18 protein-coding genes and 2 pseudogenes are annotated in these 15,900 nt (G+C 60.0%); 14 read left to right on the top strand and 6 right to left on the bottom strand.

The window, feature by feature from the left end:
• Nucleotides 1–1,003, bottom strand: a pseudogene (locus B384_RS0117035) (IS3 family transposase); the annotation flags it as partial.
• A gap of 189 nt (nucleotides 1,004–1,192) precedes the next feature.
• On the opposite strand from B384_RS0117035, the gene B384_RS21350 reads away from it, so the two are divergent.
• From B384_RS21350 to B384_RS21535, 3 genes are all read left to right on the top strand, one after another.
• Nucleotides 1,193–1,315, top strand: coding sequence for a hypothetical protein (locus B384_RS21350; RefSeq protein ID WP_272942585.1), 123 nt, complete (start codon nucleotides 1,193–1,195; stop codon nucleotides 1,313–1,315).
• Between the two features lie 1,423 nt (nucleotides 1,316–2,738).
• A complete protein-coding gene (gene fmdA / locus B384_RS0117020; RefSeq protein ID WP_019484304.1) occupies nucleotides 2,739–3,968 on the top strand; it encodes a formamidase in 1,230 nt (409 codons plus the stop codon).
• A gap of 12 nt (nucleotides 3,969–3,980) precedes the next feature.
• Nucleotides 3,981–4,298: an FmdB family zinc ribbon protein gene (locus tag B384_RS21535; protein WP_156809147.1), complete on the top strand. Its 318-nt coding sequence runs from the start codon at nucleotides 3,981–3,983 to the stop codon at nucleotides 4,296–4,298.
• A gap of 274 nt (nucleotides 4,299–4,572) precedes the next feature.
• Here B384_RS21535 and B384_RS0117015 read toward each other — a convergent pair whose 3' ends face one another.
• On the bottom strand, nucleotides 4,573–5,631 hold the full coding sequence (locus tag B384_RS0117015; protein WP_026041268.1) for a substrate-binding domain-containing protein: 1,059 nt from the start codon (nucleotides 5,629–5,631) through the stop codon (nucleotides 4,573–4,575).
• 107 nt (nucleotides 5,632–5,738) lie between these two features.
• Between B384_RS0117015 and B384_RS0117010 the strand changes: the two genes are divergently transcribed.
• A complete protein-coding gene (locus B384_RS0117010) occupies nucleotides 5,739–6,164 on the top strand; it encodes a MarR family transcriptional regulator (RefSeq protein WP_019484302.1) in 426 nt (141 codons plus the stop codon).
• Here B384_RS0117010 and B384_RS19485 read toward each other — a convergent pair.
• Nucleotides 6,144–6,785 (bottom strand): AmiS/UreI family transporter, encoded by a 642-nt coding sequence (locus B384_RS19485; protein WP_019484301.1) that lies wholly within the window; start codon nucleotides 6,783–6,785, stop codon nucleotides 6,144–6,146. The two genes, B384_RS0117010 and B384_RS19485, sit on opposite strands and share 21 nt — an antisense overlap.
• 497 nt (nucleotides 6,786–7,282) lie before the next feature.
• Between B384_RS19485 and B384_RS0117000 the strand changes: the two genes are divergently transcribed.
• Both B384_RS0117000 and B384_RS19480 read left to right on the top strand, forming a co-directional pair.
• Complete coding sequence (locus B384_RS0117000; RefSeq protein WP_192813110.1) at nucleotides 7,283–7,549, top strand: hypothetical protein; 267 nt, start codon at nucleotides 7,283–7,285, stop codon at nucleotides 7,547–7,549.
• Nucleotides 7,550–7,557: 8 nt separating this feature from the next.
• Nucleotides 7,558–7,779 (top strand): annotated as a pseudogene (locus B384_RS19480) (IS3 family transposase); the annotation flags it as partial.
• 196 nt (nucleotides 7,780–7,975) lie between these two features.
• Here B384_RS19480 and B384_RS0116990 read toward each other — a convergent pair.
• From B384_RS0116990 to B384_RS0116980, 3 genes are all read right to left on the bottom strand, one after another.
• Entirely contained in the window at nucleotides 7,976–8,173 is a 198-nt protein-coding gene (locus tag B384_RS0116990; protein WP_026041266.1) for a hypothetical protein, read from the bottom strand.
• A gap of 1,022 nt (nucleotides 8,174–9,195) precedes the next feature.
• Complete coding sequence (locus tag B384_RS0116985; protein WP_019484297.1) at nucleotides 9,196–9,612, bottom strand: DUF302 domain-containing protein; 417 nt, start codon at nucleotides 9,610–9,612, stop codon at nucleotides 9,196–9,198.
• A gap of 33 nt (nucleotides 9,613–9,645) precedes the next feature.
• Complete coding sequence (locus B384_RS0116980; protein WP_019484296.1) at nucleotides 9,646–9,903, bottom strand: metal-sensitive transcriptional regulator; 258 nt, start codon at nucleotides 9,901–9,903, stop codon at nucleotides 9,646–9,648.
• Nucleotides 9,904–10,024: 121 nt separating this feature from the next.
• Between B384_RS0116980 and B384_RS0116975 the strand changes: the two genes are divergently transcribed.
• From B384_RS0116975 to B384_RS19475, 8 genes are all read left to right on the top strand, one after another.
• The gene (locus tag B384_RS0116975; protein ID WP_019484295.1) at nucleotides 10,025–10,648 is read left to right on the top strand and encodes a rhodanese-like domain-containing protein; all 624 of its coding nucleotides are present in this window, start codon (nucleotides 10,025–10,027) and stop codon (nucleotides 10,646–10,648) included.
• Nucleotides 10,645–11,562 carry a sulfite exporter TauE/SafE family protein gene (locus B384_RS0116970; protein ID WP_019484294.1) on the top strand — a complete coding sequence of 306 codons (918 nt, stop codon included), beginning with the start codon at nucleotides 10,645–10,647 and terminating at the stop codon, nucleotides 11,560–11,562. The genes B384_RS0116975 and B384_RS0116970 overlap by 4 nt, the downstream gene beginning before the upstream one ends.
• Before the next feature lie 14 nt (nucleotides 11,563–11,576).
• A complete protein-coding gene (locus tag B384_RS0116965) occupies nucleotides 11,577–11,918 on the top strand; it encodes a rhodanese-like domain-containing protein (protein ID WP_019484293.1) in 342 nt (113 codons plus the stop codon).
• Between the two features lie 31 nt (nucleotides 11,919–11,949).
• Nucleotides 11,950–12,246 carry a rhodanese-like domain-containing protein gene (locus tag B384_RS0116960; protein WP_019484292.1) on the top strand — a complete coding sequence of 99 codons (297 nt, stop codon included), beginning with the start codon at nucleotides 11,950–11,952 and terminating at the stop codon, nucleotides 12,244–12,246.
• A gap of 55 nt (nucleotides 12,247–12,301) precedes the next feature.
• Nucleotides 12,302–12,664, top strand: coding sequence for a thioredoxin (gene trxA / locus B384_RS0116955; protein ID WP_019484291.1), 363 nt, complete (start codon nucleotides 12,302–12,304; stop codon nucleotides 12,662–12,664).
• 4 nt (nucleotides 12,665–12,668) lie between these two features.
• On the top strand, nucleotides 12,669–13,079 hold the full coding sequence (locus B384_RS20365; protein WP_083850986.1) for a rhodanese-like domain-containing protein: 411 nt from the start codon (nucleotides 12,669–12,671) through the stop codon (nucleotides 13,077–13,079).
• Nucleotides 13,080–13,166: 87 nt separating this feature from the next.
• Nucleotides 13,167–14,567: an MBL fold metallo-hydrolase gene (locus B384_RS0116950; RefSeq protein ID WP_019484290.1), complete on the top strand. Its 1,401-nt coding sequence runs from the start codon at nucleotides 13,167–13,169 to the stop codon at nucleotides 14,565–14,567.
• Nucleotides 14,568–14,657: 90 nt separating this feature from the next.
• On the top strand, nucleotides 14,658–15,900 hold a 1,243-nt coding region (locus tag B384_RS19475), incomplete at its 3' end, for an MFS transporter (protein WP_035767480.1).

The following is a 15,900-nucleotide window of genomic DNA, read 5'->3' as shown; positions in this document are numbered from 1 at the left end:
ATGATTTCTCCGGTGAGTTGTTCCCTTCTGAATTGGGCGTTGAATGACTCGGCGTACCCGTTCTGCCACGGCGACCCCGGGTCAATAAAAGCGGTCTCCACGCCGGCGGTTTGGCACCAGCTGATCAGTGCTGCGGCAGTGAATTCCGGCCCATTATCGGAGCGGACATGGGTCGGGACGACACCGGTTTCAGCGATGATGTCCTCAAGCACGGCGACCACATCCGTCGCGGTGAAAGACCGCCGCGGGATGATCGCCAGCGCGGTACGGGTGTATTCATCGATCACGTTGAAAAACCGCACATGCCGCCCGCAGGAGGTCACATCGGATTGGAAGTCGAAGCTGACCACATGCATCGGATACTGAGCAGTTAGCCGTTTCTGCTCCCCAGCCCCGGGCCCGGTGCGGCGTTTCTTCCTTGCCTTGGGTTTGCAGGTGAGTCCCTCGAGGCGCCACAGCCGGCGCACCCGCTTCGGATTCAGTGCCACCCCAACCCACTGTTGCTGGCCCAGGAGGTGCCAGCGTGCCTTCCGCCAACCCCAGGTCGGGTGCTTCCCCGCAATAGCCCGCAGATCGGCCCGTAGCTGGTGGTCTTCGAAGCTGGCCACCGGCCGTGCCTTGCGCAGGGCGGACCGGTTCTGGCCCAGGATCTTGCAGGCGAGTCTTTCGGACGCCCCGAACTTCTCCTGCGCCATGCGCACTGCACGGCGGCGAGGTTCGGGGCTCAGAATTTTCCCTTCGCCACCTCATTGAGAATGTCGATGGTCAGTTCCTTCTCCGCAACCAGCTTCTTCAGCCGGGCGTTCTCTTTCTCGAGCTCCCGTACCGCTTTGGTTTGGCCGGCGTTGTGCTCGGAACCGTATTGGTTCACCCACCGGTACCAGGTCGCCTCGGTGACCTGCAGTTCCTTCACGACCTCAATCATCGGCCGTCTATCGTTGAGCATCTTTTGGCCCTGACGGACCTTCGCGATGACCTGATCAGGGGTATGTCTACGTGCCATAAAAGTGAATTTCCTCCTGCACCCATTATCGGATGCGAAACTCACATAACCACTGGACTCCTACCAGGGGCCCCAACCAGATGCTTCTGGTCATTCTTGGGTATATTCGGAAGCAGGCATGACGCCGGTAGTCTATTGGTTCTGCCGAGAAGCGCGTTTAGCTGCGAGTCCGCGGATTCCTCTTTGGCAGTGCTGGGGATGAACCAGGTCAGCATGGTGATGACCGCATTCGCAAACACCTCGGTAACCCCTCCCCGGTTTTTCACCGACGAAGCAGCAGCCATTGCCTGGCTTCTCCAGCCATCCACCTAGGCCGTTGTGACGTTGTTCCACGATCCTAGGACGTAACACGGTGTTATCGGCGGTTAGGTGCCGCCGTTGCCCTTTTCAGAGTAGTCAGCAAGAACCCGAAACCAGAGAAAATAGGTTGCCCCCAAGAACTGCTCGCCGGAACCGACAGCGGCGTCTGGGAAAACTCACGCCCATAGAGTATGAAAATAGATGAGCAGCTTCACAGCGGCCTAAGACGCCGAGCCAACGGAAGCAGGGGCAGTCCACAGACCCATACGACCCGGTCAGCTTAAAGCTAACGCCTGCGTTTGCTGTGCCCCCGGCCAACCTAGATCCAGCAAGGGCTAGAAGTGCGGGGGCTGCGATTAAGCGGAGGTAGTCAGGAGGGTCCGGGACATCGGTCCTGCTGCCTAGGGATGGCGTCAGTTCTCCCACCCTTTCTGCTATCGGCGCCCTCCGATTCCGGCGTGTCTGGACCACGCCATTGAGTACAGAGCCTATGGCTGCAACTAACCAGATTAGGCCACCCCCCGCGGTGCCTGCCGCTGCGGAAGCAAGAAAAAGCTTCCGCTGGACCTCCGTCTCGCCTTGCTGGTCGATGCCAGTCAGCCGAAATCCTTTGGGTGTGTCAGCACTTTGAAGGGGAAGACTCCATCCAGGAGCTGTCGGATCTCCCACTTGTGGGCTTGAGGTTGTTGGAACATACTCGGCTGGGAGATCTCTAGGTTGGATGCTGACCACGGATTCAGCAGCTTCCGCCTGAATGTCCAGTGGGCCGATGACAGCAGGCAATGTCAGAGTAGCGAGACGCGGGAAGGCGTAGCGATGATGAGATCCCGCAAAGGCTTCAGTTGGCGCAGTCGTATCGCCCTCAAGGGACGCGGCCCAGCCAAATCCCGCTTCTCCAAAGGTCGTATCCCGGAAGTCCGTTGGGCTGATAACGGTCACAACACAGTCGTCATCAAGGGAAAACTCGAGTCGCTAGTTGGCCGCAGTCATGACACCTGTTCCTGGCACCCACGTTACGAAGAGACCTGAACCCAGACGGGTACGGCCGCGTCCTTATCAGCAGTCAACAAGCGCCTTTGAATTTGGCGACAGGACCCCCCGGATCATCAATGACAGGGGCAGAAAGTCATACCAAGCCCAGCGACTAAGTCCCCGACCTTCGAGGACTCCAATAAATGTAACGGGGCATGGGTTCGCAACTCAGTGGGACCAAATGTTTGCCAAGATGACCGGTGCTGGTCGCCTTACGGGGGTAGGCCGCCCTCTGTCTACTCGTCGATCTTTAGCTTCCGGAACTTGATGGTTGACTTGAAGTGTTTCCACATGCAGTATTTCCATATGAAACGACTGTATGTCTTACGGACCTAGATGTGCTGTCGCCGATTCGCGTCACCTTGGTATCCATGAGAATTCAAACAAGCCGTAGGAGAAACCTGTGCCTGACGTCATTTTTGAGATCAACCGTGATTTGAATGTTTCCATGCGGGACCAAGTGGTTCCCGGTCACAACCGATGGCACCCGGATATCCCGGCTGCCACCACTATTCGTCCTGGGGGCTCGTACCGGATCGAGTGTAAGGACTGGACGGACAATCAGGTAAAGAATGATGACAGTCCCGATGATATCCGGGACATGGATATCGATCCGTGCCACATGTTGAGTGGCCCGTTTGCGATCGAGGGTGCGGAGCCGGGTGACCTTCTGGTCGTGGACATCCTCAATATGGGGCCGTTTCAGGAGCAATCCTGGGGCTACACCGGCATTTTCTCCAAGGAGAATGGCGGTGGGTTCCTTACTGACTATTCACCGCAGGCCTCGAAGGCCATCTGGGATCTGGATGGTATCTGGGCAAGCTCCCGACATATTCCTGGCGTCCGGTTCATCGGCAATTCCCACCCGGGCTTGTTCGGCTGCGCACCGTCCCATGATCTGCTTTCTGAGTGGAACCGCCGCGAGCAGGCGCTCATCGACCTTAATCCTCACCGGGTTACCGGGGATATTCCCCCGCACGACGGCGTCGTGCCGGGTGCACCCCAGGTGCCAGCACTCGCATTGCCTCCTTTGCCGCAAGGGGCTCTTTTGGGTACGCTCAGCGGCAGTTCCTTCGACAAGGTGGCCGCCGAAGCATGCCGCACCATCCCGCCTCGTGAGCACGGAGGCAATGTCGACATCAAGGATCTTGGGGTGGGAAGCCGGGTCTATATGCCGGTTTATGTCCCCGGCGCACTATTTTCTATCGGTGATCTCCACTTCGCGCAAGGCGACGGCGAGATCACGTTCTGCGGCGCGATCGAGATGCCCGGCTTCATCGATCTGCACTTTGATGTGATCAAGGGCGGCATGGACCGATACAAGACCAATATGCCTTTCTTCAAGCCTGGACGGGTAGGCCCGAACTACTCGGAGTTCATCACATTCGAAGGCATCAGTGTGGAGGACGGCCGCAACTATTACCTCAATGCCACTGTCGCCTACCGTCAGGCGTGCCTGAACGCGATCAACTACCTTATGCCCGCCATGGGGTGGAGCTTTGAGCAGGCATACCTGTTCCTCGGTGCCGCCCCTATCGAAGGCCGGATCGGCGGATTGGTTGACATTCCGAATGCGGCGGCTTCCGTAAGCATCCCCTTATCGATTTTTGATCGGAATATTCTGCCCGTCTAGCCGGGCAAGACCGTGCTAAACCATAATGTTCGAGACATCAAGGATTGGAGATTCGCTGTGCCATTGTACGAGTATCGCTGCGGTGAATGCGGCCCATTTGAACAGCGACGCAGCACCGGGGAATTGGGACAGCCGATGCCCTGTCCGCGTTGCTCTACTATCGCCAAGAGGGTATACACTCCTCCAGCCGTCGGGTTCCGTTCGGGCACCTCATCCAGGGGAAATATCGACGACCGGGTCAGGCTAGACCGCGCAAGGACCGGTGAGCCATCCTTCACGGAGGCCCCGGGCGGCCGGCGCTTTCCATCCGATGCCGGGCACAGACACTGACAGCCCCGGCACTTGTCCATTCCAACGTGAGGCGAGCTCGTCCCCGGCGCTTAGTGGGTACGGGCTCGCCTTGCGGTACATGGCTGGTGGTCTACTCCTCAAACGGGCATGAAGGTGCTTGCTCTGATCCGCCTTCAAGTCCGCCTGAATTTACCGAGCCTCAGGGTTTAAAGGGGTGTACGTCAGCGCTGGCGGATCCGGGTTGCAACAAGGGTGAGGGTCTTTCCGGTCTCCGTGCGTGTGGCGAAGCGGAGTTGCCGTCCTCTGGTGCAGGTCATAATTTTTCGACAATATTGAAGTCGAAACCGTCGGCTCGGGCCAGATACACCGGATGGACGGCCTGGCTGCCATGGAACTGGACCGTTCCTCGGGGCCCGTCGTACCCCAGCTCCCCAATGACGCGGTTCATATCTGCAACACAGGTAGAGCCCGCCAGGCTAGCCAGGTGCGCCAGCGTGTACATCCCTTCGTAACAGGACTCGGCAACATTGTTCAAAGGCGGTGCTGTGGCTCCATGGAAAGCCGCATAGCGGGACTGAAGGTCGAAGGATCCTGCGGTCGCAAGGTCCCGAAAAAAACCCGCAGAAACGTAGAGGTCCTGGGTTGCCCCAGACCCGCTCGCCAGGATCGTATTCTCTTCCATCAAGGGACTGTATCGGATCATCCGGTCCCCCAAACCCTGCTCAGCGAACATGCGGTTGAACACTGCGGCCTCGTGGCCGACCAATAACATCAGGACGCCGTCGCAGTCAGCTTTTGCGACTTCCTCCACTAAAAGATTGATCCGACCCGCATCCATCCGTACAAATGATTGACCGACAATTCTAATGCCCAATCGAGCGCACGGCTCGGCCAGAACGGCGGCAGTCTGCAGCGGCCAGACGTAATCATGCCCGACCACAAACCACCGTCGCTTGCCCAGGTTATCGGCCAGCCATTGAAGAGCAGGAACAATCTGGAAACTCGGCACCTCGCCGCTGCAATACACCCCGGGGCGGGTCTCACCTCCTTCATACAGGGAGGTGTAGACGTAGGGCAGTCGTTCCGATACTTCGGGCACTACAGCATGCCGAACGGACGATATGTGCCAACCTGTCAGAGCATCGATTCGTCTCTGTCCGACCAGATTTGCAACCTCATCGGCCACCTCGTTGGGTGCCCGGCTGCCGTCCACGAACTCGAGCTCCACCTGGCGGCCTAAAACGCCGCTAATCTGGTTCAACTCCGCCGCGGCAAGTTCCGCTACCGCTTGGCAGGACGGCCCGAATATGCCCGCGGTCCCCCCTAAAGGCACTATCATTCCCACACGCCAGATTGACGACTGCGTTGGCATAAAATCCTTAGGGTGTGATGCGTATAACAGTTACTTAGGCAGCTTGCCATGAAATACTTCCATATGTAAGTATTTCGGCTAAACGTTACACACAATCTGGAGCTGCAATGTCGATCAGTCCCCTCAAAACCGGTGAGAAGGACCTGGCCACCACCTTGGCCTTTGCCGCACGACGCGTCAGCGCACAGATAGAACGTGTTGTCTCCGTCGAGGGACTAACCGTTGACCAGTGGTCGGTGCTAGATTTCGCTGCACGCTCAGGTTCACCTGTCACCATGTCGGAGATCATCAGAGCCGTCGGACTGAGTGGGCCCAGCCTCACCCGGGCCACAGATAAACTCGTGACAGCTTCGCTGATATTCAGGGAAATACATCCGGATGATCGCCGTCGGGTCCTGATCCAACCGTCCACACGCGGCCTCGAACTTCACGGCAGGACGCAGCCAAAGGTTGAGGCGGCTCAGTCCGAAATCATCGCCAATGTCCGCGATCCTCAACTTCTTCTTCAAACCCTAGGCGGTCTTGCCCGATGACTCATTAACGGGCCTCGGTTGTTGATCCTCGTCTGGACCAGGTCGTTTCGCCAATATCACGGACACGACAGCCAGGCCTCCTAGTACAACCAGTGCCGTCAGTGCCCCAGCCAGGCCGGGTTCCCATGCGCCCCGCATGAGCAATACCGCCGGAACCGAAGTCGTGGGGACAGCCCAGAGCGCCACGATCCATCCGCTGAAAATGGTAAGTCGGCTCTTGCCGAGGGCTAGCAGTAAAAAGAACAGTGTCCAAAGGACAGCCCACGCCAGCCAGATGACACCAAAGGTCAGATCTCCGGAGATGAACGAATCAAACCCCATGTACACGGCAGAAGCTGCAACGAAGAGGGAAAACCATCCGATGCCCTCCGGGGATATTCCGGCAAGGTTGGTAATGCCGACATAAAGATAGGTGAACCCGAACAGCAACACGGCGAAGGTTCCGTGGATTACAGCGGGGTCCCCGTCTGACTGGGTAATGATCAGGACCGGCATAATGCACTGCAAGCCACCCACAAACACGTTGAAAATCCCAGCACTTTTGGGAGTGATCTTTCCCAGAAGCATCAGGCCATTGATGAAGAGGACCGCACCGACGTAAAACAGTCCAACTGAGTTCATGCTTCAACCCCGCATTAGGGGCCAAAACCCCATGTAGTTTCGTCTGGAAATGTATCACCTGAAACTATCAATAGGTGTTTCGACGGTCAATAGCATGCATCCCGGTATGACAGCGCGCCGCCGAATGGATAGGACAGGCGCTCACACTCGCCTCCCTCGCCGGGGACGCCCGGACCCGGCGCCGGGCACTGCACGAACTGAAGAGCTCCCGTCTGCTCCAGCAGCGCGATGGGCAGCTCCACCTGACCGGAGCCGGCCACGCCGCTGCAGGTTCGTGGCGTCTTTGGCCGGCACTGTGGCGTCCAGCGCAGACCGTAGACGGTTTAGGTCTTCGGTGACTGAGGTGGGCGGAGCGATCTGAGCCATGAGTTCATCGAGTCACACTCTCGGTTCCTAGAAAACGCGCTTTCTAGCCTCAATTTTTCATGACTGTCGGTGATGGTCGCTGGTTCTTGCCGGAGGGGTGGCTGGAGGGTGAACCGCTCTGCACGACGGGTATGACCACAGGGCTCGTCTTTGCGCTCGGCACCAACCTGGTGGGCGCTTCGGGAATGCTGTCCGGTATGGCCCGGATCGGGCGTCGCGTATCGAAGGACGAGGAGGCGACCTTCCCTGCCTGGCAGGGCATGCAGTACTTCGCCAGTATGTTCAGTGGCGAGGCTCAGTTGCATCACGTGAACAACGACCGCTACGGGCCGCAAGCTTGGACCAGCGTCCGTGACGTCCTTAAGGCGCACGTCATGGACGGCGCGACAAGGCGTTGACGATGGCGACCGAGCCCACCTGTTACCGGTGGCTGAACCAATACGAATCCGGGAAGAACGCCGGGGCGTCCAAACGGACGAAGGAACTGGAAAGAAGAACGTCCGGCTCAAACGCCTGCTGGCCAAGAAGGAACTGGCTATCGACATCCTGGGCGAGGTGGCCAAGGGAAAAATCTGAGCCCCGAACCCCGCGGGCCTGCATGGCAGTGGAGAAGTTCGGAGCGTCCGAATGCGTCGCAGGATGACATAAAGCATGGTGCGTCTTTTTTCGTTCGTGGATAACCAGTCGTTTCACGGCTTGATCGGAATGGACGACGATCATCACGTGCCTTTTCCGAGATCAACAGATCAATTCCCACCGCTTCGTTCACACCAGAAACCAGCGCATCATCTCCTGGCAGGCGCGGGCAACGAAACAGGGGGACGTCAGGCGATGTCTTCACCGGCGAGGGCTTTGGCTGCGAGGTGTTCTTCTTGGGCTGTTTCCCAGACTTCCTTCGCGGCGGTGACATTTACGACGATGATGATCAGTCCAAGAACGAGGTCGGGCCATCCCGATTTGCTCCACACGGTGATGATTCCCAAAACATCCTGGCGGAACTCCGCCCCATAAGCCGTCGGCATGGTCAACATCCTTTCACGAGCCTCAGCTCGCTAGGTCAAGGAGTCAACAAAACCGGGGGCAGTCCCGGGTGTGCCTGTTTCGGTGTGTGGGTTGCAATCTTCCCGTGACGGGTTATCTCCTGACTCCTCCTGAAGCCCGTGTTGGCTTCCTTACTACTTCATGGGGGAGTGACGGTGGAGGCGCATGACTTCCGTTAAAGTTTTTTCATCGAGTCCTAAAAGGGGGAGGCGCTCCGACGAGGTAGCTACCCACGCCTCTCCATGGTGCCGTTCTGATAAGGAGTCACCGCTGGGAAGAGGGGTCGGAGTGCAACTTGGGGGACGAGGCACGAGGCAAAGTTAGGTGAGGAGCTAAGCGACGGGGGAGGCCCGAGCGAAAGTTGGCTCGTGTCCGGCGCGCCGGGCCTGGTTGCACCAGGGTCCGCCCAGCAAAACTGGCAGTTCAGCCGGACAAGTAGCACCATGCATATTGTTCGTTCATGGATAACCAGACGCGTCAGGCATGATGCGAGCTGAGGATCCTTTGCAGATGCCTAGCGATAGGAAAGGGACTTCATAAGCCACTGGCGCGTCATGCCACCCAGGCTTCTGGCGCACCGCCATCGGGGTTATCGAGGGACGGCAAGCAGAGATGGGCAGCACCCTCGGTCAGCCGGAGTGACTGGAGGGACATTTGGGGCAGTTCCCGCGGAACTGATCCACTCAATCGGGCCGTATGCCAACTAAAGCCGACGGCCGTAGCGCTTGAGGCGCGCCTTCACCGGGCTTTTTATCGGGCGGGGTATACGCGAATCTCCTAGTCAGGCGGCATTGCTATCTTGGTGGAAACCTTGGCCTGAAACTGCGTCGCGGTGGGAGGCCGGCTTACGAGACGGTCTAGAGGCTCAGTGGAGCCGGGAGTCTCATCGGCATTCATCATGCGATGCATATGGTGCTAGTTAAATGACTATCCTGGGCGAGGACGGTTTGAGATCGGATCGCGACCTTCGACTGGCCAAGAGAATGAGTAAATCCCGGGTGGCCTACTGTGCCGCTTCGGCCAGGTCGGCTAGAGCGTTCCGGAGGCGGGTGCCGGCGTCGTCGGCGACTTCTTTGACCGCAGCGGCGGCGCTGAGCTGGACCATGGTCTGGGGGTCGATGGCTTCGACCGTGGTCACGTCCGCATCCTTGTTTCGGCGCACAACGACGTTGCACGGCAGTAGTGCTCCGATTTCCGGCTCGGCGGCGAGGGCGCGGCTAGCTAGGGCCGGATTGCAGGCGCCGAGGATGACATAGTCACCGACAGCATCGGCCGCTTCAGTGCCGAGCTTGGCTTCGAAGGTGGAGCGGATGTTGATTTCCGTGAGGATCCCAAACCCCTGGGCCGAGAGAGCGTCCCGGGTGCGGTTCAGGGCTTCGGCCCAGGGGAGGTCAACTGTGGTGCTGAGTGTGTAGGTCATGATTCTCCTTGAGCTGATCGGCAGCAGGTGTGGTTAGGCGAGGGAGAGGAAAAGCTTTTCCAGTTCCTTTTTGTCCATCGTTGCATCCTGTTGGACGATGCACTGCTCAAGACCGGTCGCGATGATGGCGAACCCGGCCCGGTCCAGGGCCTTGGATACCGCTGCGAGCTGGGTAACGACGTCTTTACAGTCCCTGCCTTCTTCGAGCATGCGGGTAACAGCCGCAAGCTGGCCCTGGGCCCGCTTCAGGCGGTTGATGACAGGGGTGAGTTCCGAGGGGTTCAGTTCCATGGTGTTCTCCAAGTATTGATGGCTACACACCAGAGTATACCCCATAGGGTGTTTTGACTACCCCCGGGGGTATCTGTATATTCGGTGAGGTAATCACCTGCACCCCTCCCGAGAGGCCACTATGACTTCCCTTTCCACTGCATCCGCCGTTATCGCACTCGACCCTGAAACCCTTCAGTCCTGGTTCAAAGAACACCGGGACCTTGTAGTGATTGATGTGCGCTCGGCCGCTGAGTTTGAGTCCATGCACATCCGCGGTTCCTACAATGTGCCGCTACCGCTGCTATCCGAGCACACGGATGAACTCGCTGCCCGCCTAGGCTCGCGTGTGGTCCTGGTCTGTCAGTCGGGGGTGCGCGCCGAACAGGCCCGCCAGCGGCTGGGTAGGTCCGGAATTGACGGCGCCTTCGTGTTGACTGGTGGGGCACCTGGCTTTGCGGCTGCCGGCGGTGACGTCGTAAAGGGCAAGGACCGCTGGGATTTGGAGCGGCAGGTTCGCCTCGTGGCCGGTTCCCTGGTGCTTGTAGGCCTGGTCGGAGGGAAGTTCGTCTCTCCAAAGATCCGCACGATCGCTGGAGTCATCGGCACAGGCCTGACCTTCTCTGCGGCCACCAACACCTGCGCCATGGGTCAGGCCCTCTCGGCCATGCCATGGAACAAGGCCGCTGACGAGCCCACCCGCGAAAGCGCAATCCTCGCCCTTCCCGTCGCCACCGAGGTGACGGACGAGGTCAAAGCAGCATGACGTCCACCTTGATTTTGGTTCTTGCCCTGTCGGTGCTCATCGGACTGTCGCTCGGTGTTCTGGGCGGCGGCGGATCGATCCTGACGGTCCCCATCCTGGTCTATGTGGCCGGGTTTGAAGCGAAGGAAGCCATCGCCGCATCCCTTTTCGTCGTCGGGGTCACCTCGGCAGTCAGCGTCCTCAGCCACGCTCGCGGTGGCCGGGTGAGGTGGCGAACCGGCCTGATCTTCGGCGCCGCGGGCATGGCCGGCGCGTTTGTCGGCGGCCTTCTGGGTGGACACATCCCCGGCCAGATCCTGCTCACCGCTTTCGCCGTCATGATGGTCGCGACGTCCGTCGCGATGCTCCGTGGCCGGAAGAAAAAGGCCGACGACGGCGCAGATCCGGTCCAGCACGAACTGCCGCTGGGCAGGGTGTTGTTGGATGGGGTGATCGTCGGGCTCGTCACCGGCCTGGTTGGAGCGGGCGGCGGATTCCTCGTCGTTCCTGCCCTGGCACTGCTTGGCGGCCTGCCCATGTCCGTCGCCGTGGGTACCTCGCTGGTGGTGATCGCCATGAAGTCCTTCGCCGGTCTTGCCGGCTACCTCACCACCGTCCAGCTTGACTGGGGTATCATCCTCGGCGTGACGGCAGCCGCCATAGTGGGCTCGCTTATCGGTTCCAAACTCGCTGGCCGCATCCCCGAGGCGGCCCTGCGTAAGGCATTCGGATGGTTTGTCCTGGCCATGGGAACCTTCGTTCTCATCCAGCAGGCCCCAACCGACCTGCGGTGGTTTATTGCCGCAGCAGTCGTAGCCATCGCGGTAACCGGTGCCGCCATTTGCTGGTTCTTCATCCGTTCGTGCCCCCTTCGTAAACGAAGCGGCCGGCGCCGCAGCACTATGCCCGCACCAGCGAGTACTGGCCAACACTAAGCAAGGAGAAAACCATGGGTTTCATTGATTCCCTCAAGAAAGTCTTCAATAGGCCCTCCACGACCGTTTCAGTAGCTGAGGCAAAGGAGCTCTTGTCCTCGGGTGCGGCCCTTATTGATGTCCGTTCCGTCCAGGAGTGGCGGTCCGGGCGGGCGCCCCAGGCAAAGCACATGCCGCTGGACCGGCTCCAGACCAGCACCGCCGGTATTAACAGGAACAAGCCCGTGATCGCCGTTTGTGCATCCGGGGTCCGGTCGGCCTCAGCGGCACGGCTTCTGACGTCCCAGGGGTACCAGGCATTTTCCCTACGCGGCGGCATGAACGCCTGGCGCTCTGCCGGCGAACCTGTCCGCTGACAACACCCACAATCCTTCGAAGGAGAACACCATGGCCGAAATCACTATCACCGAAGCCGGGGAACGGCGCTCTACCGCACGCATCCTCGATGTCCGAGAGGACTTCGAAGTCGAGGAAGGCATGATCCCCGAAGCCCTCCACATCCCCATGGATCAGCTGCAGGCACGCCTGTCCGAACTGGACCCGGCAATGCCCGTCATCGTGGTCTGCCGCAGCGGCAACCGTTCAGCTCGTGTCGCCGACGCCCTGAATGGTGCTGGCTTCTCGGCAGACACCATGGCCGGCGGCATGATCGCCTGGACCCGCGCTGGATTTCCCACCAGCTAAGCCCGCACTACCCCACCAATTACCCAGAACAAGGCCCGAAAGGACACAAATAACGATGAAAACCATCGACCTCACCGGCAAGAACTTCGCCGAAACCCTGGAGAGTAACAAGATTGTCTTCGTTGACTTCTGGGCAGCATGGTGCGGCCCGTGCCGCATGTTCGCCCCCACGTACTCAAAAGCAGCCGAAAGTCACCCGGACATCACCTTCGCCAAAGTAGATACCGAAGCAGAGCAGGGCCTTGCCGCAGCAGCGAATATCACCTCCATCCCCACGCTGATGGCGTTCAAAGACCAGACCCTGGTCTTCTCCCAACCCGGAGCCCTCAACGCCACAAGCCTCGAAGAAGTCATCCAGGCAGTCAAAGACATCGACACCACAGCACTGCGTAACCACGCCTCACCCCAGCGCGCCTGACGCGATGTCAGGAAACCATCCGCATCCCACTATCTCGGCAGACGAACTCGCCACCGTGTGGCCCCGCGTCACGCTGGTCGACGTGCGGAGCCGTGAAGAGCATGCCACCGCTCACATACCGGGAAGCCTGAATATCCCGCTCGAAGAACTGCCCTCCCGGCTTGCCAATCTACCGGGCAGCACGATCCATGTGCTGTGCGGGTCAGGGAAGCGCAGCAGTCACGCCGCGAGGATCCTTCGAGGCCACGGATACCAGGCCGTCAACGTAGCAGGCGGGATCACCGAGTGGTACCGGTCAGGCTACCCAGTCACCTATCAACAACCTCCAGAAAACCCGGCACGGCAAGCGCCGCGCCATGTCCAGGCTGATCGCCGCAGCTTTGCTCGCCGGCTGTTCCATAGGAGAACGGCTTAGACCGCACGGCTTGCGCTATACCCCCAGGGGTATCTACACTTGATTCAGAACACCCCTCCAACCCCCTTTGATGAAGGAGCGCACGAGATGCTTATCGAACGCATTTACGATGAGGACCTCGCCCAGGCCAGCTACCTGATCGGCTGCCAAGCCAAGAGTGAAGCGATCGTGGTTGACGGCCGCCGCGACATCGCTGTCTATCAGGAACTGGCTGAAAAGAACGGCATGAAAATTGTCGCTGTCACCGAAACCCACATTCACGCCGACTACCTGTCGGGCACCCGTGAACTGGCCGCCGCCACCGGCGCGAAGGTTTACGTTTCCGGAGAGGGTGGCCCGGATTGGCAGTACACCTTCGAGGGTGAGCGCCTGTATGACGGAGATGCCATCACCTTGGGCAACATCACCATCAAGGCCCTCCACACCCCGGGCCATACCCCAGAACACCTGTCCTTCCTGATTACCGACGGCGCCTTCAGCGACCAGCCCGGATACCTGCTCTCCGGAGACTTCGTCTTCTCCGGCGACTTGGGTCGGCCGGACCTGCTGGACGAGGCGGCCGGTGGGATGGACACCCGCTTCGAAGGTGCCAAGCAGCTCTTCACCAGCCTGCGCGACAAGTTCCTGACCCTGCCGGACTACGTTCAGGTTCACCCCGCCCACGGCGCCGGCAGCGCCTGCGGCAAGGCCCTTGGCGCGGTCCCCTCCTCGACGGTAGGTTACGAGAGGCTCTACGCCTGGTGGGGTCCCTACCTCGCCGCCAACGATGAGCAAGGCTTCATTGACGAACTTCTCGACGGCCAGCCCGACGCGCACGCCTACTTTGGCCGGATGAAGCGCGAAAACCGGGAGGGGCCCGCCGTCATGGGTGAGCGTACGCCACTGCCAGAACTGGCCACGGGCATCGTCGCTGCAAGCCTGGCAGAGGACACTTTGACCTTCATTGACACCCGCTCCAACGCAGACGTCCACGAAGGGACGGTAGCCCGGTCTTTGAACGTGCCCGCAGGAAAATCTGTGGCCAGCTACGGCGCCTGGGTTGTCAACCCTGAGACCGACAAGAACCCCCTTGTCCTGCTCGCACCGGATCAGGAAGCCGCCATGGACATGTGGGACCACCTAGTCCGCGTCGGCATCGACAACGTCGCGGGCTACCTCACCAGCATCGAAGGGCTCCCTACCTTCACCCCCAAGCTGATCAAACCAGAGGAACTCGATGGTTTTGATGCCGCCATGGTCCTGGATGTTCGCAACAAGACCGAGCACACAGCCGGACATGTTCCTGGCTCGCACCAGCTCAGCGGTGGCCGAGTGATGTGGCACCTAGACGAACTCCCGGCTAGCGGCACCATTGTGTCCTACTGCCAGTCTGGTGTTCGGAATTCTGTGGCGGCCAGCTCTCTACGCCGCGCAGGGTACGACATCGTCGAACTTGACGGCAGCTACGCCGCCTGGGACGCCTGGCAGGGCAGCGTCTCCGCAGTCTAAACAAGCTCAACCCACCCCAAGACCGCCCGGGCATGACCGTCCTCATGCCCGGGCACCCTTATGCCCCAGCACGAAAGCGAGTACCCCACAATGGCGAGAACAAGGGCTAGAACAACGGCGGAAAACAATGCCGATCCCGTCGCTGCGGTGCTGGGGCTACGGGAGAACCTGGCACAGTTCACCCTTTTGGTTGCCGTTAACGCGCTCGTCGGCGGCACACTCGGGCAGGAACGCACTATCTTGCCCCTGCTCGCTTCCCAAACGTTCAACCTCGATCTGTACACGAGCGCACTGACTTATATCATCGCCTTTGGGCTCTCCAAAGCAGCGATGAACTACTTCGCGGGGACCCTTTCGGACCGGTATGGCCGTAAACCGGTCCTCGTCGCCGGATGGCTTATAGCGATCCCCGTCCCAGTCATGCTCATCTTCGGCCCATCTTGGGGATGGATCGTTGCGGCAAATGTGCTCCTGGGTATCAGCCAGGGCCTGACCTGGTCAGCGGCCGTAATCATGAAAATGGACCTCGTCGGCCCCAAACAGCGCGGCCTCGCCATGGGCCTGAACGAATCGGCCGGCTACCTCGGAGTCGCCGTCACCGCCCTCGCTACCGGCTACATCGCCTCAACCTATGGACTTCGCCCCGGCCCGTTCCTCCTCGGAGCCGCCTATATCGCTCTCGGACTGAGTTTGTCTGTCCTGGCCGTGCGTGAGACCCGCCACCACGCCAGAACCGAAGCCTCGCGACACTCCAGCACACACGGCGGGGCTCACGCCGACTTGACCACCGGGCAAATTTTCACACTCACCAGCTTCAAAGACCGTTCGCTCTCGGCAGTCAGCCAGGCAGGTATGGTGAACAATCTCAACGACGGCTTAGCCTGGGGACTCTTCCCAGTCCTCTTCCTCGGCGCCGGGCTGAGCCTTGGCCAGGTGGGCATTCTGGCCGCCGTCTACCCCGCGGTATGGGGAGCCGGACAACTCTTCACTGGAGCCGCCTCAGACCGGTGGGGCCGTAAGTGGTTCATCGTGGCCGGCATGACGATCCAAGCTGTGGGACTCGCGGTAGTCGCTTGGTCCCATAGCTTCGGGCCTTGGCTCCTTGCCGCAGTCCTCTTGGGGCTGGGTACGGCGATGGTCTACCCCGCCCTGCTGGCCGCCATCGGAGACGTCGCGCACCCTCACAGGCGTGCCCGCTCGGTCGGGGTGTACCGACTCTGGCGCGATAGTGGGTTCGCCGTAGGGGCACTACTGGCTGGGTTTCTCGCAGACTTCTACGGGATTCCCACAGCCGTTGCAGCTGTCGCTGCACTTACTGCCGCCTCAGGCGTGG

The organism is Arthrobacter sp. TB 23, from assembly GCF_000294595.1.
Lineage (GTDB): Bacteria > Actinomycetota > Actinomycetes > Actinomycetales > Micrococcaceae > Arthrobacter_D.
Note: the sequence above shows the minus strand (reverse complement) of the source record. Positions and strands in the feature narration are given on the sequence as shown.